General features: G+C 63.7%; 20 protein-coding genes and 1 tRNA gene. 9 read left to right on the forward strand and 12 right to left on the reverse strand.

From position 1 onward, the window contains the following. Positions 1-83: 83 nt before the first annotated feature. The 5 genes from hrcA (at position 84) to AB4097_RS17000 (ending at position 5,834) form a co-directional block, all read left to right on the forward strand. Entirely contained in the window at positions 84-1,175 is a 1,092-nt protein-coding gene (hrcA, locus tag AB4097_RS16980) for a heat-inducible transcriptional repressor HrcA (protein WP_442041663.1), read from the forward strand. 122 nt (positions 1,176-1,297) lie between these two features. Next, positions 1,298-1,705, forward strand: a complete 408-nt coding sequence (locus AB4097_RS16985; RefSeq protein WP_442041665.1) for a hypothetical protein — start codon at positions 1,298-1,300, stop codon at positions 1,703-1,705. 186 nt (positions 1,706-1,891) lie between these two features. After that, positions 1,892-2,257 (forward strand): hypothetical protein, encoded by a 366-nt coding sequence (locus tag AB4097_RS16990; RefSeq protein ID WP_442041667.1) that lies wholly within the window; start codon positions 1,892-1,894, stop codon positions 2,255-2,257. Positions 2,258-2,484: 227 nt separating this feature from the next. Further along, a complete protein-coding gene (gene lepA / locus AB4097_RS16995) occupies positions 2,485-4,290 on the forward strand; it encodes a translation elongation factor 4 (protein ID WP_442041669.1) in 1,806 nt (601 codons plus the stop codon). Between the two features lie 308 nt (positions 4,291-4,598). After that, positions 4,599-5,834 (forward strand): MFS transporter, encoded by a 1,236-nt coding sequence (locus tag AB4097_RS17000; RefSeq protein WP_442041671.1) that lies wholly within the window; start codon positions 4,599-4,601, stop codon positions 5,832-5,834. Positions 5,835-5,858: 24 nt separating this feature from the next. Here AB4097_RS17000 and AB4097_RS17005 read toward each other — a convergent pair whose 3' ends face one another. The 9 genes from AB4097_RS17005 to AB4097_RS17045 form a co-directional block, all read right to left on the reverse strand. Continuing rightward, positions 5,859-6,638 carry an SDR family oxidoreductase gene (locus tag AB4097_RS17005; protein WP_442041673.1) on the reverse strand — a complete coding sequence of 260 codons (780 nt, stop codon included), beginning with the start codon at positions 6,636-6,638 and terminating at the stop codon, positions 5,859-5,861. A 72-nt stretch (positions 6,639-6,710) separates the two neighbouring features. Then, complete coding sequence (arsC, locus tag AB4097_RS17010) at positions 6,711-7,136, reverse strand: arsenate reductase (glutaredoxin) (RefSeq protein WP_442041675.1); 426 nt, start codon at positions 7,134-7,136, stop codon at positions 6,711-6,713. A gap of 87 nt (positions 7,137-7,223) precedes the next feature. After that, positions 7,224-7,814, reverse strand: a complete 591-nt coding sequence (locus AB4097_RS17015; protein ID WP_442041677.1) for a hypothetical protein — start codon at positions 7,812-7,814, stop codon at positions 7,224-7,226. A 184-nt stretch (positions 7,815-7,998) separates the two neighbouring features. Next, entirely contained in the window at positions 7,999-9,087 is a 1,089-nt protein-coding gene (locus tag AB4097_RS17020; protein WP_442041679.1) for a TRAP transporter substrate-binding protein, read from the reverse strand. 212 nt (positions 9,088-9,299) lie between these two features. After that, positions 9,300-9,473: a DUF1328 domain-containing protein gene (locus AB4097_RS17025; RefSeq protein WP_114945815.1), complete on the reverse strand. Its 174-nt coding sequence runs from the start codon at positions 9,471-9,473 to the stop codon at positions 9,300-9,302. Positions 9,474-9,571: 98 nt separating this feature from the next. Next, positions 9,572-10,663 (reverse strand): ATP-dependent DNA helicase, encoded by a 1,092-nt coding sequence (locus AB4097_RS17030; RefSeq protein ID WP_442041682.1) that lies wholly within the window; start codon positions 10,661-10,663, stop codon positions 9,572-9,574. Then, the gene (locus tag AB4097_RS17035; protein ID WP_442041684.1) at positions 10,660-11,526 is read right to left on the reverse strand and encodes a DMT family transporter; all 867 of its coding nucleotides are present in this window, start codon (positions 11,524-11,526) and stop codon (positions 10,660-10,662) included. The genes AB4097_RS17030 and AB4097_RS17035 overlap by 4 nt, the downstream gene beginning before the upstream one ends. Before the next feature lie 369 nt (positions 11,527-11,895). Beyond that, positions 11,896-12,828 (reverse strand): hypothetical protein, encoded by a 933-nt coding sequence (locus tag AB4097_RS17040; RefSeq protein ID WP_442041686.1) that lies wholly within the window; start codon positions 12,826-12,828, stop codon positions 11,896-11,898. A gap of 118 nt (positions 12,829-12,946) precedes the next feature. Beyond that, the gene (locus AB4097_RS17045) at positions 12,947-13,357 is read right to left on the reverse strand and encodes a PRC-barrel domain-containing protein (RefSeq protein WP_009763588.1); all 411 of its coding nucleotides are present in this window, start codon (positions 13,355-13,357) and stop codon (positions 12,947-12,949) included. 426 nt (positions 13,358-13,783) lie between these two features. On the opposite strand from AB4097_RS17045, the gene AB4097_RS17050 reads away from it, so the two are divergent. Both AB4097_RS17050 and mepA read left to right on the forward strand, forming a co-directional pair. Beyond that, positions 13,784-14,944 (forward strand): SDR family oxidoreductase, encoded by a 1,161-nt coding sequence (locus AB4097_RS17050; protein WP_442041689.1) that lies wholly within the window; start codon positions 13,784-13,786, stop codon positions 14,942-14,944. 364 nt (positions 14,945-15,308) lie between these two features. Then, positions 15,309-16,220: a penicillin-insensitive murein endopeptidase gene (gene mepA, locus AB4097_RS17055; protein ID WP_442041691.1), complete on the forward strand. Its 912-nt coding sequence runs from the start codon at positions 15,309-15,311 to the stop codon at positions 16,218-16,220. Positions 16,221-16,297: 77 nt separating this feature from the next. Here the strand turns inward: mepA and msrA are convergent, their stop codons facing one another. After that, positions 16,298-16,957 (reverse strand): peptide-methionine (S)-S-oxide reductase MsrA, encoded by a 660-nt coding sequence (gene msrA, locus AB4097_RS17060; protein ID WP_442041693.1) that lies wholly within the window; start codon positions 16,955-16,957, stop codon positions 16,298-16,300. A gap of 87 nt (positions 16,958-17,044) precedes the next feature. Continuing rightward, entirely contained in the window at positions 17,045-17,365 is a 321-nt protein-coding gene (locus AB4097_RS17065) for a PetM family of cytochrome b6f complex subunit 7 (protein ID WP_442041695.1), read from the reverse strand. A gap of 210 nt (positions 17,366-17,575) precedes the next feature. Between AB4097_RS17065 and AB4097_RS17070 the strand changes: the two genes are divergently transcribed. Together AB4097_RS17070 and AB4097_RS17075 are read left to right on the forward strand one after the other, a co-directional pair. Further along, a tRNA-Ser gene (locus AB4097_RS17070) sits at positions 17,576-17,665 on the forward strand. A 171-nt stretch (positions 17,666-17,836) separates the two neighbouring features. Then, positions 17,837-18,229, forward strand: a complete 393-nt coding sequence (locus tag AB4097_RS17075) for a hypothetical protein (protein ID WP_442041697.1) — start codon at positions 17,837-17,839, stop codon at positions 18,227-18,229. Positions 18,230-18,341: 112 nt separating this feature from the next. On the opposite strand, the gene AB4097_RS17080 is transcribed toward AB4097_RS17075, so the two are convergent. Then, a partial coding sequence (locus AB4097_RS17080; protein ID WP_442041701.1) for a hypothetical protein occupies positions 18,342-18,812 on the reverse strand: 471 nt, incomplete at its 5' end.

Here is an 18,812-nt window from a genome sequence, read left to right on the forward strand (position 1 = left end):
GCGCAAGGCTTGCCTAAGGGGCGTCCGATCCGCACATAATATCGACTTGCAGGGTGGAATTGTGAGAGCGTAGAACCCTTCGGATGCATCCAACCGGTCCTTTTCCCCATCTCTCGGAGACCCGCTCCATCGCGGAGCTGAACGACCGTTCCCGTGAGATCTTCCGCCAGATCGTCGAGAGCTATCTGACGACCGGAGAGCCCGTGGGTTCGCGCCATCTCTCGCGCATCCTGCCGATGACCTTGTCGCCCGCCTCGATCCGCAACGTGATGGCGGACCTGGAAGGCGCGGGCCTGATCTTCGCACCCCACACGAGTGCCGGCCGCCTGCCGACGGAAACAGGTCTGCGCTTCTTCGTCGATGCCATGATGGAAATCGGCGACGTCACCTCCGAGGAGCGCTCGCGCATCGAGGCGCAGATGCGCGCCGCCGCCTCTGGCCATACCCTCGAAACGGCCCTTGCCGAGGCCTCGGCCCTGCTGTCAGGCGTCTCTCGCGGCGCCGGCGTCGTGGTGACCTCGAAGTCGAATGCCCGCCTGAGGCACATCGAATTCGTGCGGCTCGACCCCACCCGCGCCCTGGTCGTTCTCGTCTCCGAGGACGGCTCGGTGGAGAACCGCCTCCTCGACTTGCCCGCGGGCCTGCCGGCCGGCGCCCTCGTGGAGGCGGGCAATTTTCTCAACGCCCGCATCCAGGGCAAGACCCTCGGCGACATCAAGCGCGAGATCCAGACCCGCCGCGAGGACATGGAGCGTGAGCTCGACGTCCTCACCGCCCGGCTCGTCGAAGCGGGACTTGCCACCACGGTGGGACCGGCAGATTCCCGCCAGCTCATCGTGCGCGGTCAGGCCAATCTCCTCGACGACCTGAAGGCGGTGGAAGACTTGGAGCGTATTCGCCTGCTCTTCTCCGACCTGGAAACCCAGACGGACGTGATCGACCTCCTGAGCCGTGCTGAGGGCGGCGAAGGCGTGCGCATCTTCATCGGGTCGGAGAACAAGCTCTTTTCGCTCTCCGGCTCCTCGATGATCGCCGCCCCCTTCCGTGACGGCAGCCAGAAGATCGTCGGGGTTCTCGGCGTTATCGGCCCGACGCGCCTCAACTATGCGCGCATCGTCCCGATGGTGGATTATACCGCCAAGGTAATCACGCGCATCCTGGAACGGGGACGGTAAGGCCTTCGCCGGTTCGGCGCCGCCAACATAACGTGATGCTGCCAGGGAACCATCCTGGCCTGAGGCGTTAAACCTCCTGTCCGCGAATGCGGCCTATGTTCCCATCAATGGAGGAGGTTTCCTTGAAGACAGCAGCGATCATCGCCGGCGCCGGTCTCATGATGCTCGGCACCCTCGGCCAAGCCCAGGCTCAGGCCAGCGGCACTCCGGGCTCTCCGTTCCCGAACGCCGCTCCGCACGAAATCCAGACGATCAACGGCGTGCCCTGCCGCACCATTCTCGACCGCGAAAGCAACACGCGCATCCCGGTTCAGTGCGCCAGCTCGGCCGGCATGATCGGCATGGATCCGACGACGACCGGCAGCGTTCTGATGGCTCCCGCCGGTCAGGCGCCCGTGTCCGGCACGCCGGCCTCCGCCTTCCCCACGGCCGCCCCTCATGAAATCCGGGTTATCAACGGCGTTCCCTGCCGCACGGTCCTGGTCCAGGGCACCGACCAGCGCGTTCCCGTCGAGTGTGCTGCGCGGTAATTGCTCCGCTTCTTCCGGCAGGCGCGGGCATCAGGCTCCGCGCTTGCTCGCCTCGTTGACGCGAGCAAGAACAGGCGTGCCCTAGCTTTTCGAGGCATGTTGCCTTCGCCGCGATCCTTCCTATCTCCCAAGCGTCAACCTCTGCCGGAAGAGCAGCTCATTGCTCTTCAACTCTGGGAGGTTTCCGTGAAGACGCTTTCCGTTGCCGCAATTACAGTCTTCATGACGTTTGGGAGCGTCAGCTTTGCCCAGGCCCAGGGTAGCGAAACGCTCTATTCGCCTTTTCCAGACGCCGCACCCCATGAAATCCGGGTCATCAACGGCGTACCCTGCCGCACTATTCTCGACCGGAACAGCGGAGCCCGCATCCCGGTGCAATGCGCCGGCCCGACCGCGACGGGCAACATTCCCGTTTCGCCACCCTATGGACTGCCGCCCTATGGCTTTCCCGGTGTCGTCCCGAGCGAAATCCAGATCATCAACGGTTTCAAATGTCGCATGGAGTTCATCGAGGAGACGGGAGAGCGCCTCCCCGTCGAGTGCGTTCGCTGATCCCACCCTGCCGTCGACGGCAAGCGCGACCTAACGTCTGTGTGTGTCGCTCCTTGCGGCACGCTTGAACCTGGCGGCGCTCGCCTCGGCAGGGAGCATCGGGCTTCGCCACCAAGCCCGAGCTTTCCGCTCCTACCCACCCAGATACCGGTCGAATACCCGGCCTCCCTTGGCTTTGGGGGCAGCCCCTGCTATTGCGACCTGAACATTCTTATATCTGCAGTATTATGACCGCTCGCACCTTCGACAACATCCGCAACTTCTCCATCGTGGCCCATATCGACCACGGCAAGTCGACGCTCGCCGACCGCCTGATCCAGGCCACGGGGGCGCTGACGGCCCGTGAGATGACGGAACAGGTGCTCGACAACATGGACATCGAGCGCGAGCGCGGCATCACCATCAAGGCCCAGACCGTCCGGCTGGAATACAAGGCCCAGGACGGCAAGACCTATATCCTGAACCTCATGGACACCCCTGGCCACGTGGACTTCGCCTACGAGGTCTCCCGGTCGCTTGCCGCCTGCGAGGGCTCGCTGCTGGTGGTGGACGCGTCGCAGGGCGTGGAAGCGCAGACGCTCGCCAACGTCTATCAGGCCATCGACGCCAATCACGAGATCGTGCCCGTCCTCAACAAGATCGACCTGCCCGCCGCCGATCCCGACCGGATCAAGGAGCAGATCGAGGAGGTGATCGGCATCGACGCCTCGGACGCGGTGCCGATCTCGGCCAAAACCGGCATCAACATCGAGGGCGTGCTGGAAGCCATCGTCCAGAAGCTGCCGCCGCCAAAGGGCGACCCGGACGCGCCGCTCAAGGCTCTCCTGGTCGATTCCTGGTACGATGCCTATCTCGGCGTGGTCGTGCTCGTGCGCATCATCGACGGATCGATGAAGAAGGGCTCCACCATCAAGATGATGGGGACAAACGCCTCCTACAGCCTCGACCGCGTCGGCGTGTTCTCGCCGAAGATGCAGGAAATGGCCCAACTCGGCCCGGGCGAGGTCGGCTTCTTCACCGCCTCGATCAAGGAAGTGGCCGATACCCGCGTCGGCGATACCATCACCGACGACCGCAAGCCTACGGCGGAAGCGCTTCCAGGCTTCAAGCCCGTGCAGCCGGTGGTGTTCTGCGGCCTCTTCCCCGTGGACGCCGCCGAGTTCGAGAATCTGCGCGCCGCCATGGGCAAGCTGCGCCTGAACGACGCCAGCTTCTCCTACGAGATGGAAACCTCCGCCGCGCTGGGCTTCGGCTTCCGCTGCGGCTTCCTCGGCCTGTTGCATCTCGAGATCATCCAGGAGCGCCTGGAACGCGAATTCAACCTCGACCTCATCTCCACCGCGCCGTCCGTGGTGTATCACCTGAAGCTGCGCGATGGCTCGACCATCGAGCTGCACAACCCGGCCGACATGCCGGACGTGATGAAAATCGAGACCATCGAAGAGCCGTGGATCCGCGCCACGATCCTCACCCCCGACGATTATCTCGGTTCTGTCCTCAAGCTGTGCCAGGAGCGGCGCGGCATCCAGATCGACCTCAACTATGTCGGCAAGCGCGCCATGGTCGTCTATGATCTGCCGCTGAACGAAGTGGTGTTCGATTTTTACGATCGCCTGAAGTCGATCTCGAAGGGCTACGCTTCCTTCGACTACCACATCTCCGATTACCGCGAGGGCGATCTCGTGAAGATGTCGGTGCTGGTCAACGCCGAGCCGGTGGACGCGCTCTCCATGCTGGTCCACCGTGACCGGGCCGAGGGCCGTGGACGTGCTATGTGCGAGAAGCTGAAAGAGTTGATCCCGCCGCACATGTTCCAGATCCCGGTTCAGGCGGCCATCGGTGGCAAGATCATCGCCCGCGAAACCATCCGGGCGCTGCGCAAGGACGTGACCGCCAAGTGCTACGGCGGCGACGCTTCGCGCAAGCGCAAGCTCCTCGACAAGCAGAAGGAAGGCAAGAAGCGGATGCGCCAGTTCGGCAAGGTCGACATCCCGCAGGAAGCCTTCATCGCGGCGCTGAAGATGGACAACTGATCCCCGGTTTCCATCTCACACGAGACGTTTTGAAAAGCGTGCCGGCCATTACCGGCACGCTTTTTGTTATGGCGGCGAAGGTTCTTTGACGCCCACGAGATTTCGGCTCTCCTGCGGCTCAAGGGCACCGCCGGGAACCCGATCCGGCAGCCCGAGTTCAACCCACGTACGGGGCTAAGGTCTCTCTAAATGGTCGATGCTGAAGGAACGGAGTCCTCGGACGCCGGGCTTCGGCACGTCCATGCCGGCTGGACCTTTCGCAACCCGCACATTCAAGCCACCGGACTTCGCTTTACAGAGGAGAGCCAATGCCTTCATCCCTGCGGGCCACGCTGCCGACGCTTTTCGCCCTTCTCTTCGGCTACGCCCTCATGCAGATCGGCAATACCTTGCAGGGCACGCTGCTCAGCGTGCGCGGGAGCATCGCGCAATTCACGCCGACCGAAATCGGCGCCGTGGGCTCCGCCTTCTGGGGCGGGATCGTGGTGGGCTCGCTCTACGCCGGGCGCGTAATGCAGCAGGTGGGCCATACGCGGACCTTTGCCGCGCTGGCGGCCATCGCCGCCTCGACCGCCCTGCTGCACCTGCTCGTGATCAATCCGCCCGTCTGGATCGCCGCGCGCGCGGTGACCGGCTTCTGCTTCGCCGGCTTGTTCATCGTCGTCGAGAGCTGGCTCAACGCCTCCGCCGATGCGCGGACGCGCGGGCAGGTTCTCAGCGTTTATGGAATGACGGGCCTCGTTGCCGGGATCGGCGGACAGATGCTCCTGCCCGCGGGCGATCCGAACGGCTACCGGCTATTCTGCTTCGTCGCCATCCTCATCTGCCTCGCCCTCGTGCCGACGGCCCTGTCGCGGGCATCCGCGCCGGCCCACGCGGTGAGCGACACGAAGATCAACCTGACGCGGCTCTACAGGCAATCGCCCTTCGGCGTGGTGGCTGCGGTTCTCTGCGGCATCACCACGAGTTCGTTCTTCGCGCTCGGCCCGATCTGGGCTCAGGAGCGGGGGCTCGATACGGCGGAGATCGCCATCTTCATGGCCTGCGGCACCCTGGGCGGCTTCGCAACCACCTACCCTCTCGGCTGGCTCTCGGACCGCATGGACCGGCGCCATGTGATCATCGGCGCCTCGGGGATGGCGGCGGCCATCTTTCTCGCGCTCATCCACTTCGTGCCGCCGACGGTGCCGGTTTGGCTGCTCTTTCTCTATGTCGCCATCTTCGGCGGCAGCGTGATCCCGACCTACAGCATCGTCACGGCGCATGTGAACGACATGGTGAAGCCCGGCGAGTTCGTGGCCGCCGCCGGCGGCCTCCTGATCCTGCAAGGCATCGGCGCAACCATCGGCCCGGTGATCTCGGGCATGGCCATGACGGAGTTCGGACGGCTCGGCCTTCTCTATGTCGTCATCACAGCACAGGCTCTCATGGCGATCTGGGGCGCTTATCGCAGCCTGCAGCGCACCGCGCCTGCCTCCGAAGACAAGGAAAACTTCGTTCCGGAGCCCGTCGTGCCCGTCGGAACGCGGCTGGAGGCGCATTGAGCGCCTCCAGCGAGAGACTTGGGCTCACACGAGCAGCGACTGCCCGCCATCGATCCAGACCGGCGTTCCCGTAATGTGGCGGGCACGATCCGATGACAGGAAGAGCACGAGTTCGGCAACCTCCTCGCTCGTCCCGGGCTCTTTGCCGGTCAGTGGGATCGAGCCGGCCGGGTACTCGGCTGGAACCTCGGCCTCCTGGGTATGGCGCTTGTCCGTGTTGTCGGAAATCTCGGTGTCGATCTTGCCGGGACAGACCACATTCACGCGGATCTTGTGCTTGGCGAGTTCGACCGCCAGCATCTGCGCCATCGCGACCTGGGCCGCCTTGGTGGCGGAATAGGCGGTCGCGCCGGCGCTCGTGAAGGTGCGCGATCCATTGATGGAAGCCGTGATGACGATCGAGCCCCCGGCCTTCTTCAGATGCGGCACGGCATAATGGAGCGTGAGATAGGTGCCGCGCAGATTGGTGTTGATCGTGCGGTCCCATTCCTGAGGCTGAAGCTCGTCGATGGGAGCCCAGACGCCGTTGATGCCCGCATTGGCGAAGACGATGTCGAGCCGGCCGAACGCCTGCACCAGATCGGCCACTGCCTTGCGCATCTGCCCTTCATCCGCCACGTCGGCCACCAATGCGACGGCCTTGCCGTCGGCCTGCTCGATCTCCTGTGCGACCCCGCGGATTTCATCGTCGGTGTGGCTCAGCACGCCGACCATGGCGCCCTCACGGGCGAACCGCAGGGCCGTTGCCTTTCCGATGCCGGAGCCCGCGCCCGTCACGAGCGCGACCTTGCCTTGAAGCTCCATGGTGCTGCCTTTCCTTCAGATGGGATTGTCCTGTCCCTGAACCGAAGGAAGAGCGGCTTGTTCCCATTGATTCTACGCCAAGCCCACGCGTCGCCCGGAAGCATCGGTGACCGGCTCGCCGTCTTCCTTGACGAACTCGCCCTGCTGCGGCGGCAGAATGTCGATCACGGTCTCGGACGGGCGGCAGAGCCTGACGCCGCGGGGCGTGACCACGATGGGCCGGTTGATCAGGATCGGATGCGCAATCATCGCCTCGAGAAGCTGATCGTCGCTCAGGGCAGGATCATCGAGCCCGAGCTCCGCATAAGGCGTGCCCTTTTCGCGGATCACGTCGCGAACGCTCACCCCCATACGCTCAATCAACTGGCGCAGGAGAAGGCGCGTCGGTGGCGTCTTCAGGTACTCGATGATGTGCGGCTCGAGCCCGGCATTGCGGATCAGTCCCAAGGTGTTGCGGGAGGTTCCGCATTGCGGGTTGTGGTAGATGATCACGTCCATGGCTGATCCTTATACTTGCATGACACTGGTCCTCGCCTATCCGTTATAGGTCAAGGACAGCGAACAACCGGTACTGGTTGGGAGAGGTCAGCTTTGGCAGGCCGCCCTGTCCTGCACCTTCAATCGCGTCAAAAGGTGCCACGCGAGAGCATCGTAAGCCTCGCGGCTCTCCACGCCTGAGAGGGACAATTCGAGCACCCATTCGCTCGAGAGCGGCACGATCAGGGTCTCGACCGTCATGGCATGCGAGGCCGTCGGCAGGCTGGCATCGATCCACGTCGCGGACCACCGGGTTGCCCCTGCCTCCGAGGACAGGGACACCGACTGCGCCGGCCGTCCCAGCATCTGCTCGTATTCCCGCTGCAGGGCTTTAGCATCGCGGATTGCGAGATCGAACTGCGGCAGGTCGCGAAGCTCATCGGCCGAGCGGAGACCGATCGAGAGATCGGCATTCGAGACCGTGGCTTTCAGGCCGATTTCCGTGAGACGCCACTCCTCCGGCAAGGCGAAGGAGAAGCAGAGATCCGATGCGACTTTGCCGGAGACCTGTGTCTGGTGCGTGGCAGCGTCGAAATGGGCTTGGAGCGCCTCGGTCCCGCCGATCCCGTCGAGCGGATCGTTGGCGGCCTGCGCCAGGGGCGCCACAGCAAGCCCTGCCACAAGAGCGAGCCTGCCCAACCATGCTCTCCGCCACATCATGTTGCCCACAGGACCCTCCGAGGGGAACGCACCCTTACTTCATGGAAACGCCGTGGAACTGCGACGGTTGCCTCGAAATCCGGCGGCACGTCATCGGCCCTGATGCGCCGGTCGCCGCTCAGGAAGGAAAGGCGGGCCGAAACCCGCCTCCCATTTCCTGCAATCAGCCGCGAGCGCGGGCGCGTATCATGAAGGTGTCGAAGGCGTATTCGGCCACCTGGAACCAGAGATATTCCTCGCCGCGGAACGCCTTGTAGCTGTCGTAGATCTTCTTGAAATCGGGGTTCTTGGCCGAGATCTCGTCATAGACCTCGTTGGCGGCCTTGTAGGCCGCTTCCATGATCTCCTGCGAGAAGGGGCGCAGCTGCGCGCCGTTGCCGATCAGGCTGCGCAGGGCGGCCGGATTCTTGGCGTCGTACTTGGCCTGCGTGTCGACGTTCACATAACCCGCAGCCGCCTGGACGGCAGCCTGGTAGTGCTTCGGCAGCTCGTTCCATTTCTGCAGGTTGATGTAGAAATGGATGGCGGGGCCACCCTCCCAGAAGCCAGGATAATAGTAGTACGGCGCTACCTTATTGAGGCCGAGCTTCTCGTCGTCGTAGGGCGCGACCCATTCGGCGGCATCGATGGTGCCGCGCTCCAGGGACGGATAGAGATCGCCGCCGGCGATCTGCTGCGGCACGACGCCGAGCTTGCCCATGATCTGACCCGCGAGGCCGGCGATGCGCATCTTAAGGCCCTGAAGGTCCTGAACGGTCTTGATCTCCTTCCGGAACCAGCCGCCCATCTGCACGCCCGTGTTGCCTGCCGGCAGAGCGTAGACGTTGTGCTTGGCGTAGAAGTCGTTCAGCAGCGCATTGCCGTTGCCATGATAGAGCCACGCGTTGGTCTGGCGGGAGTTGAGGCCGAAGGGCAGCGTGGTGCCGATGGCGAAGGTCGGATCCTTGCCCACGTAGTAGTAGGAGCAGGTATGGCCCATCTCGACCGTTCCGCCGCCGATGGCATCGAGCGCCTGCGGGGCGCCGACGATCTCGCCGGGCGCGAAGGTCTGGATGATGAACTTGCCGTCGGTGGCTTCCGCGACGAGCTTGGCGAAGGTCTCGCCGCCGCCGAACAGGGTGTCGAGGGATTTCGGGAAAGCCGAGGTCAGGCGCCAGCGGACTTCAGGGTTCGACTGGGCGATGGCAGGTTTCGCGACGGCTCCAGCGGCGGCACCGAGGGTGGCGGCCTGGAGGAATGCACGACGTTTCATGAGCGTCCCTTTCGTTCGTTTCCGTTTCAGGGCGCACACGGGACAGAAAGTTTCAACGCGACGCACTCAAACGAATAGTTGAGACGCCCCTATAACGCCCCAAGGGAAAGAAGGGAGGCCTTCCCAAGCAGGGACTTCATGCGTTCAGCGCATGCGTGAGTAGGTTCCAGAGCAAGGCCTGGAACCTGCGGCCGATCGAACGGACAAAGCCGTCAGAAAATCAGCTCGCCCGCGCCCCAGGCGATGAGGATCAGGATCACGAAGCCCAGGAGAAACAGGCCGAACAGGACCTTGGCGACGGTCTTGGCGCCGGACGCGACTCCCGTGAAACCCAGCGCGCCGGCCACCAGCGACACGACGAGAAAGATCAGAGCCCATTTCAGCATATCGGCACCTCGACTTCATACTGCTCAGCTGAAGACAATAAGCGCCGGCGCCCGCTCCGGTTCCGGGCAGGCTTCCGATAGATGCTTGGCATCTCCTGTCAGACGACGACCGTCACCTTCTCGGCCGCGCGGGTGAGCGCCGTGTAGAGCCAGCGGCTGCGGTGCTCGCGGAAGGCGTAGGACTCGTCGAAGAGCACGAGGTCGTCCCATTGCGAGCCCTGGGCCTTGTGCACGGTCAGGGCATATCCGTAGGTGAACTCGTCCGACTCCTTGCGCAGGACGAACGGCACCTCCTCTTCCGTTCCCTCGAAGAAGGCCTTGTGCACGGCGACCTCGACGGAGCGGCGGCGGGCATCGTCGTCGGGCAGCACGTCCATGCGGATGAAGTCGTTGCGGATGCCGCGCAAAGCCTGGATGCTCCAGGTGCCGCCGTTGAGCAGCCCCTTGGTCTTGTCGTTGCGCAGGCAGACGAGCTTCTCGCCCGCAGCCGGCATGGGATCGCGATAGCCGTTCAATTCGCGCAGGCGCGTGTTGTAGAGGCGCCGGGTCTTGTTGAGGCCGACCAGCACCTGGTCGGCCGACATGACGGCCGTGGCATCGATCTCGCGGCGGCGGATGATGCGGCTCTCGCCATAGGTCCCCGGCTCCAGCCGCCCCCCTTCGCGAACCTGCATCGACAGGTGGATGATGGGATTGTCCTTGGCCTGCCGGTGGACTTCCGTGAGCATCACGTCGGGCTCGCCTTCCGTGAAGAAGCCGCCGCCCTTCACCGGCGGCAACTGCGCCGGGTCGCCGAGCACGAGAACCGGCTGACCGAAGGACAGGAGATCGCGCCCCAACTCCTCGTCCACCATGGAGCATTCGTCGATGATGATGAGGTCGGCCTTGGAGGCCGGGCTCTGGCGGTTGAGCACGAATTGCGGACCGTTCTCGTCGGACTCCCGCGAGCGGTAGATCATCGAATGAATCGTGGACGCATCGGTGCAGCCCTTGGTGCGCAGCACGAGCGCGGCCTTGCCCGTATAGGCGCCGAAAGCCACCTCGCCATCCACGTTCTCGGCGATGTGCTTGGCGAGCGTCGTCTTGCCCGTGCCGGCATAGCCGAAGAGACGAAACACCGGCTGGTCTCCGCGGCGCAGCCACTCGGCGACGGCTTTCAGGGCGGCGTCCTGTTGCGGCGACCAGGTCATGCGGATTTCGCCTCGCGATGCAGGGAGTAGAGCAGACCCAGGATGATGATCCCGCTGCCGAGGAAGACATAAGGATCGAGCGCCTCGCCGTAGAACTGCCAGCCGACGAAGGCGATCAGAGGGATGCGCATGAAGTCTAGCGGCACGACCATGGTGGCGTCGCCCCGCCGGTAGGCATTGGTCAGGCAGTAATGCGAGAGCAGGCCGCCGACGCTGATGCCGATGAGGCCGAGCGCGTGCGACGGCTGCACCTGGAGCCAGAAGGCCCGGCTCACGCCCGCGAGGTTCATGGGCAGCTGCAGCAGGTTCATGAAAAACAGGATCGAGAAGGTGCTCTCCGTCATCGTGAGGCGCTTGGTCATGATCGCCACGAGGGCGAAGCTGAACGCGACGCCGAGCATGAGGAAACTGGCCGGCTGCAAGGTTTCCAGCCCCGGACGCAGGATCACGAGAATGCCCACGAAGCCGAGCACGATGGCAACGAGACGGCCGCGCGTCATCTGCTCCTTGAGCAGCGGAATGGCCAGCAGGGCGACCCAGGCCGGCGTGGTGAATTCGATGGCGAAGACCGTCGCGAGCGGCAGGAGCGTGAGGGCGAAAGCCCACCCGTCGGTGCCGAGGAAATGCAGGACGTTGCGCGCCAGATGCAGCGGGAAGCGACGCGGCTTCAGACCGGGCCGCAGCTCCGGCTTGAGAAGCGCGAGCGCCAGCAGGATCAGGACGCCGGCGGCGTTGCGCACGGCCAGCATCTCGAAGATCGAGAAGGTGGGCGCAAGCGTGCGCACCGCGATGGCGGTGGCCGAGAAGGAGAGGAGCGCGCCGCTCATCCAGAGGACGACGGCGAGGATGCTGCGATGGGGCAAGGCGGTCCAACCGATGTGAGGCTTTCTCGCTTAACCTGCCTCGGCGATGGCGTGAAGCCTCCTTCGTCATGTGACCTGCAGCGACCAAGGCGCACACGATGCGCGAACGCGAGAACAGCAGCGAGGGAGGATCCGACCACCACCTCATGCACGAGTCACGACTCGTGATTCTCGACTCGTGCGGCGACATGCGGGCCTGTTTCCGACTCCGCAGGTCGATTTTTTTGGCTGTTCGTGCGCGATGTCTCCGACGGGCTCGGGAACCGTTTTCGACCCTCTCCAAGTGAAGAGGTTTTAGACCGTGACGTTGAACGCTCCTGAACACGAGCGAATACTCAACGGACGTTTAACGTCTTCTTTATTATTGATCTAAGATGCTGATATTAAATGGCTTTCTAAAACGTCACGATAGCGTTCATTCATGAAGAACGATGTCGTCGGCATTGAAGAAGAGACACTAACTGCCTCATCTTGAACCCGATATTGAGTCTTGGATCTGCAAGAGCAGAGAGACTTGCCGGTCAAAATATCCACAGAAAAAGTGAGCGTTCTACTGTCTACACTTTTCGATAATCGGAACCCCCTTGGTATAACGACGTTGCCTTGCAAGCGTGACGGTTGCACGCGAAGGCCCTTGAAGGAGGCGGCAATGCCGACAGATACCAAGAACCCGCTGACGATGCTGTTCACGGGTGACACCGGTGCGACCAGCACCAAGAAGACCGCTAAGAAGAGCAGCGCGCGCCGCAGCTCGACGAGCACCGCCAAGAAGGCCGGCACGAAAAAGGCCGCTGCCAAGAAGACCACTGCCAAGAAGACGACGGCCAAGAAGACGGCTGCGAAGTCGACCTCGCGGTCGGCCGCAAAATCTTCGGCCAGGTCCGGTGCGAAGAAGACCACTGCCAAGAAGGCTGTCGCCAAGAAGACCACGGCGAAGTCCGCTGCCAAGAAGACCACGGCCCGTTCGTCGGCCAAGTCGGCAGCGAAGAAGACCACTGCCAGGAAGGCAGTCGCCAAGAAGACCACCGCTCGGAAGGCTCCGGCCAAGTCGGCTGCGAAGAAGTCGACGGCTCGTTCGACTTCGGCCCGTTCGACTTCGGCCCGTTCGACCACGGCTCGGAAGACGGCTGCTCGCAGCACCAGCCGCAGCGCGGCAAAGTCGCCTGCGAAGTCGCGCAGCGCCGCCAAGTCCACCACGAAGCGCGCCGCGGCCGCTTCGAGCCGGACCTCCGCCACGAAGAAGTCGGCCAAGGTCGCGAAGCGGTCCTCGAGCGCTCGCAAGAGCCCGTCGAAGTCGCGCAAGCGCTAAGACGCATGCCGCAAGCGCCGGGATAGGCCCCCTCCTATCGTCCGGCGCCTGCGCATAGAAAATCGCCCGGCGAAAGCCGGGCGATTTTGTTTTGACGGGGTGTAGACCGGCTTACCGACCCGTGCTCATCGGGTCGCTGCCACCCCAATAGGGCGTGGCGTTGTAGTAGCGGTGGACGTGCTCTTCCCATTCGCGATCGTACGAGGCGTCATGACCTTCCGCGCTGCGGCGGGGCGCCCCGCGCAGCTGATCCTCGGAGAGGTTCAGCTCATAGGCATCGAGCTCCGTATTGTACTTCAGGACACTCCAGGGAAGCGTGTAGTATTCCTCGCCGAGCCCCATGAAGCCGCCAAAGCTCATGACCGCATAGGCGACCTTGCCGGATCGCTTCTCGATCATCACCCGCTCGATGGTTCCGATCTTCTCGCCGTCCGTGCGGCGTACTGGCGTTCCTTCGACCTTGTCGCTGGCGATCAGGCTGTGAGTTTCGCGAACGTCGCTGCTCTGTGCCGTCGTCTCCATCACTGCGCTCCCTTCCTGTGTGAGATCCAAGGCATCGGACCCAAAAGCGGACCCGGCGTTCGGGTCAAATCCGATGCTTCATATTCAAATCGGAGCATCGTCGACGCGGACCCGGAGGGCCGCGGCAGCGAAAACGGATCCATCTTTCCGCACGATGCCCCAAGGCAACGCTCGGGTCGAAAAGCAGGTTCCGGTTCGGAGCCTGAACTCCAAGCTTTCCAAGACTTTTGCGATCTCGATGGAGCACCAGCGGGCTCCTATCCTGGAGCTCATCCGATGCGTCAATTCTCGAGAGCGCCTCTGAAGCTCCCCGTGGCGCAGCGGCCATATGACCGGTAGCCAAGGACAAGCGCTGCCGTAGGAACCCCCTCCCCGACCTCACGTTGACCCACGTTTACGAAACTTGAGGATTTGAAGGAGAGTGCCATGGCGGTTCGCCAGAAGCCGGTTGAGGACCAGGTCGTCGTCGTCACCGGCGCATCGAGCGGCATCGGACTTGCGACGGCCCATCTGTTCGCCGAACGCGGAGCCAAGGGCCTTGTCCTGGTTGCCCGGAACGAGGATGCCCTGCGCAAGATCGCCGACGAACTCAGCCACGGGAGAACGCGTGCGATCGCGGTCGCTGCCGATGTCAGCAAGCGCGAGGATCTGGAGCGGGTGTCGCGCACGGCCATCGAGACCTTCGGCGGCTTCGACACCTGGGTGAACGATGCCGCGGTGGCCCTCTACGGCAATCTCACCGACATCCCGATGGAAGACCAGCGCCAACTCTTCGACGTGAACTACTGGGGTGTCGTCAACGGCTCGATGATTGCCGCCGAACACCTGCGCGGACGAGGCGGCACCATCGTGAATGTGGGGAGCGTCCTGTCCGAGCGGACCATGATCCTGCAGACCCAGTATTCCGCGGCCAAGCATGCGGTGAAGGCTTTCACGGACGGCCTGCGCATGGAGCTTGCGAACCAGGAAGCGCCGATCTCGGTCACGCTCATCAAGCCGTCCTCCATCGACACGCCTTACGTCGAGCATGCCCGCAATTATCTCGACCGGGAGAATGCCGTTCCGCCGCCGTCCTATGATCCGCACCTCGTCGCCAGGGCCATCGTGTACGCGGCCGAACATCACCGCCGCGAGATCACCATCGGGTTCGGCGGCTGGGTCATCGGCGCCATGGGCAAGGTCGCGCCGCACCTCATCGACAAGGCGATGGAATGGACGGGCTATGCGTCGCAGACCACGGATCATCCCGAACGTCCGGGAATGCGCGACAACCTCTATCGTGCCCGACAGGACGGCGACATGTATTCGTCCCTGCCCGGCGAGCCCCGCAAGACGAGCCTGCTCCTCGAAGCGCAGCTGCATCCCTTCACGACCGCCGCCGTTCTGGCCGGCGTCGCGGCCGGGATCGCGGCCCTGTTCCTGCCGTCCCTGACGGCGAGCCGGCGTCCGAAGCGCGCCAAGCGCCCGACACCGCGCTACCAGCCCACCATGCGCCGCAGCGGGAACGGTCACGACAAGCGCACGTTCGGTCCCGGCCACATCAGCCAGCGCGGCCCGAGCGAAGGGCGTCCGCAGCCGAGGCATTGAGGATCGCGACGCGGGTTTATTCCACGTCCTCACAGGCTCCATGCCGGCGATGACGATCGGAAAAGCGTCCCCGGTGTCATTCCCGGCCGAAGCGCAGCGGAGGGGAAGGGGATCCATAGCTGGACGCCTGATCGTGGATCCCCTTCCCGCACTGCGTGCGCCGGGGATGACATCCGCCTACGTCATCACCGGCCTTGTGCCGGTGATCCCGATGGCATGGGACGCCGAGCCCCGCCTTATCGGGATGGCCGGGACATGTCCGGCCATGACGTGTGATCCTTCAGCACGCCCCATTTCGAAAGAGCGACAAGATGGCCGCATCCGGTCCGTTCCGAACTCGACGCCCACAGGCTAGCCTTGCCGCATGATCCCGATTCGCTCTCTCGCCCTCACGCTCGCTCTACTCGCCGGCGGCTCCGCCGCCGCCCAGGACAAGGGCACCCTCGACCCGAAGCCGCTGCCGCCGCTCGCCAACCCCAATGATCCCAAACTCGCCGCGAAGGAACTCTTCGGGCGGCGGACGACGCCGGCCGATCTTCGCTCCCGCTCCATCGGCGGCTATGCCCGGGGATGCGTCGCAGGCGCGGCCGCAATCCCGATCGACGGGGACAACTGGCAGGTCATGCGCCTGTCCCGCAACCGCAACTGGGGCAATCCGCAGATGATCGGATTCCTGCAGCGGTTCGCGGCCCGTCTTCCCAGCGTCAACGGATGGCCGGGCCTTCTCATCGGCGACATCTCGCAGCCGCGCGGCGGGCCGATGATCACGGGCCATGCCTCGCACCAGATCGGCCTCGATGCGGATATCTGGCTCACGCCCATGCCGAACCGCCGCCTCTCGCGGGCCGAGCGGGAGGAAATGTCGGCCACCAACGTGGTGCGCGACGACCTGCTCGACATCGATCAGGACAAGTGGACGCCACAGCATACCGCGCTCATCCGCGCGGCCGCCCAGGAACGGGGCGTCGCCCGGGTCTTCGTGAACCCGGCGATCAAGCGGGCTCTCTGCCGCGAGGCGGGATCGGACCGCTCCTGGCTGACGAAGGTGCGGCCGATCTGGGGCCACAACTACCATTTCCATATCCGTCTCGCCTGCCCGGCCGGCGATGCGAACTGCTCCGATCAGGACCCGCCGCCAGGCGGCGACGGCTGCGGCGCGGAGCTCAATGCCTGGTTCACGCCCCAGATGCTCCATCCGAAGCCCGGCAAGCCCCGTCCGCCCCTGACCCTGGCGCAATTGCCCAACGAGTGCCGCGGCGTTCTCGAGGCGCCCTGACGGTGGCTTAAAACGGAGACGGCCTGCGTCCGGATGGACACAGGCCGCTCCTTCGCGCCTTTGGAAAGAGGCTGTGCTTACTCGGCCGCGACGCCGACGCCGATCTGGCACGACACGCCCGTGCCGCCCAGGCCGCAATAGCCGTTCGGGTTCTTGGCCAGGTATTGCTGGTGATAATCCTCGGCGAAGTAGAACGGCCCCGCATCGAGGATTTCGGTCGTGATCGTCCCATAGCCTTTGGCCATAAGAGCCTCGCCGTAAGCGGCCTTGGAGGCCTCGGCGGCCTTCCTCTGCGCCTCGTCGAACACATAGATCCCGGAGCGGTACTGGGTGCCCATATCGTTGCCCTGGCGCATGCCCTGGGTCGGATCGTGGTTCTCCCAGAAGGTCTTCAGCAGGGTCTCGTAGGAGATCACCTTCGGGTCGTAGACCACCAGTACGACCTCGTTGTGCCCGGTCAGGCCGGAGCAGACCTCCTCGTAGGTCGGGTTCGGCGTGACGCCGGCGGCATAGCCCGCGGCAGTGATCCAGATGCCGTCGCCCAGCTGCCAGAACTTGCGCTCGGCGCCCCAGAAGCAGCCGAGGCCGAACACGGCCTTCTCCATCCCCTCGGGATAGGGCGGCTGGATGGAGCGGTGGTTGATGAAATGCTTCTCGGCCGTCGGGATCGGGCTGGTGCGGCCCGGCAGAGCCTCGGCGGCATTCGGCAGGTCGAGTTTTTTGCGGAAGCTGAACATGGAGGTCCCTCGCGTGACCTCGCTGATGTAAGCATTCCCGTGCGTTTGCGGGAGAGCCCCGCCGTCACCTTCCCGTGAAAAACGGGCTCAGCGGCCGGCGAGATAGCCGATCGGCTCCAGGGGCTTCTGTCCGATCCACATCAGCAGCGCCCCCACCAGGAAGGCCGTGACCGAGGCGGGCATCTGCAGGACGTAAGTCGCGATCGGATCCCACAGCCAGGGATAACCGCGCTGCGCGATGCTGCCCTCCAGGTTGGCCAGCCCGTTGGGCGACAGAAGACCCGCCACCTTTCCGATGGATCCGAACGATATAGCATCGTTGACGATGGACCGTGTGCCGTCGATCACCAGTCCGACAAATCCCGCTGCGATGAGAAGAAGGCCGAGGCTACGCGCTAGGAACTTCAAGGAAGGATACCTCTATGAACAGAGGGGATTATCTAGAGCGTTTTGTCGCAATGGCAAAGGCGATTCCGGCTAATTAGTCACAAGTTCGGTCTTGCCTTTCCCCCCGGTTTGGCGATACACGGGCGCTCCGCTGACAAGAACGCGGAGAACCTGACCGGCCCGTCCCGCGCGACGAGGCCAGGGTTCCTGGAGCCTCGAGAGGCTCATGCCGGAGGGGTGGCCGAGTGGTTGAAGGCGCACGCCTGGAAAGTGTGTATACGGGAAACCGTATCGCGGGTTCGAATCCCGCTCCCTCCGCCACTTCTTAAAAGAGCTTGCCAGAAGTCGTTGCTAGACAAGGATTTTTGATTTTAGCCCGCCAAAAATGTTGCACGTTCTGTTGCACGGTTTTCATTAATCTTTGAACATCTTGAACCTGCAATTGTCAGCGGATGTTAAGCGTGACTATGTTTCCCATTCTTGGAGGGAAACATGTACCGCACTATTCCATTCACGGCCTTACTGCTGATCGCATCGGCATCAGTTTCTGCCGCTCCACGGGATGACGCCCTGGAGTTCTACAAGGCCACCGTGACGGCCGAGAACGCCATCCTGGCCACTATCGGATTCCCCAAAGGTCTCCATGAGAAGTCCGACGAGCTTAAGGCCCGGGTCGATGCCTCGCATCTCGAGGACCGCTACGATGATTGCGAGGGCGCCGCCCGCAGCCTCGCGACCGCAGCCTCGATCCTGGCCTATGGGGATCGCCGCAATGCTTCGACATGGGCTGAGAACTATTCCGAGCAGATCCGGGGATGCGAGAAAGTGCTCAAGGTGAAGCCGACCCGGATCAACATCCTGCCTGAGCTCAAAGGCAGACCTTAAACGCAAAAAAGGCCCCTCCCCCGCCGAAGCGAGAGAGGGGCCAGTTTGGGAGGAAACGCCCAAGAAGGGCATCCTCCCCCGCCGAACGCCAACGGCGGGAGAGCTTGCAGGGTCAAGGAGCCGGCTTCGCCGGTCCCCCCAACCATTTCACGATCAATGCCGGGATCTGCCGCCCGATGCTCTTGACGGTGTCGACGCAGGCTTGCGCCAGCACCATCCCGCACACCCCGAGCAGGAAGCCCGTTGCGCCAGAGACGCTTTGGATGTCGAGATCGAGCGGAGTGGTCAGCAACCAACCTGAAACATGCTCAAAGGTCGCCTCGGCAAACGGCGAGACGGCCGGTGTCAGATTGAGCGATACGAGCGCCCCTACAAAGCCACGGCCAAGCCGCAGCAACGGGTGCCCCTGCCCCATGATGGCAGCGACAGCGCCACTGGCCTGCCCCCTTTGAAGTGGTCCTCCCTGATGTATGGCTTTTTGCCATTTGGAGGACGAGAGAATGCCCAGGAAGAGACACACGGCTGAAGAGATTGTCGCGAAGTTGCGGCAGGTTGATGTGCTGACGGCGCAAGGCCGCTCAGT

It is taken from the genome of Microvirga sp. 2MCAF35 (assembly GCF_052115545.1).
GTDB lineage: Bacteria > Pseudomonadota > Alphaproteobacteria > Rhizobiales > Beijerinckiaceae > Microvirga.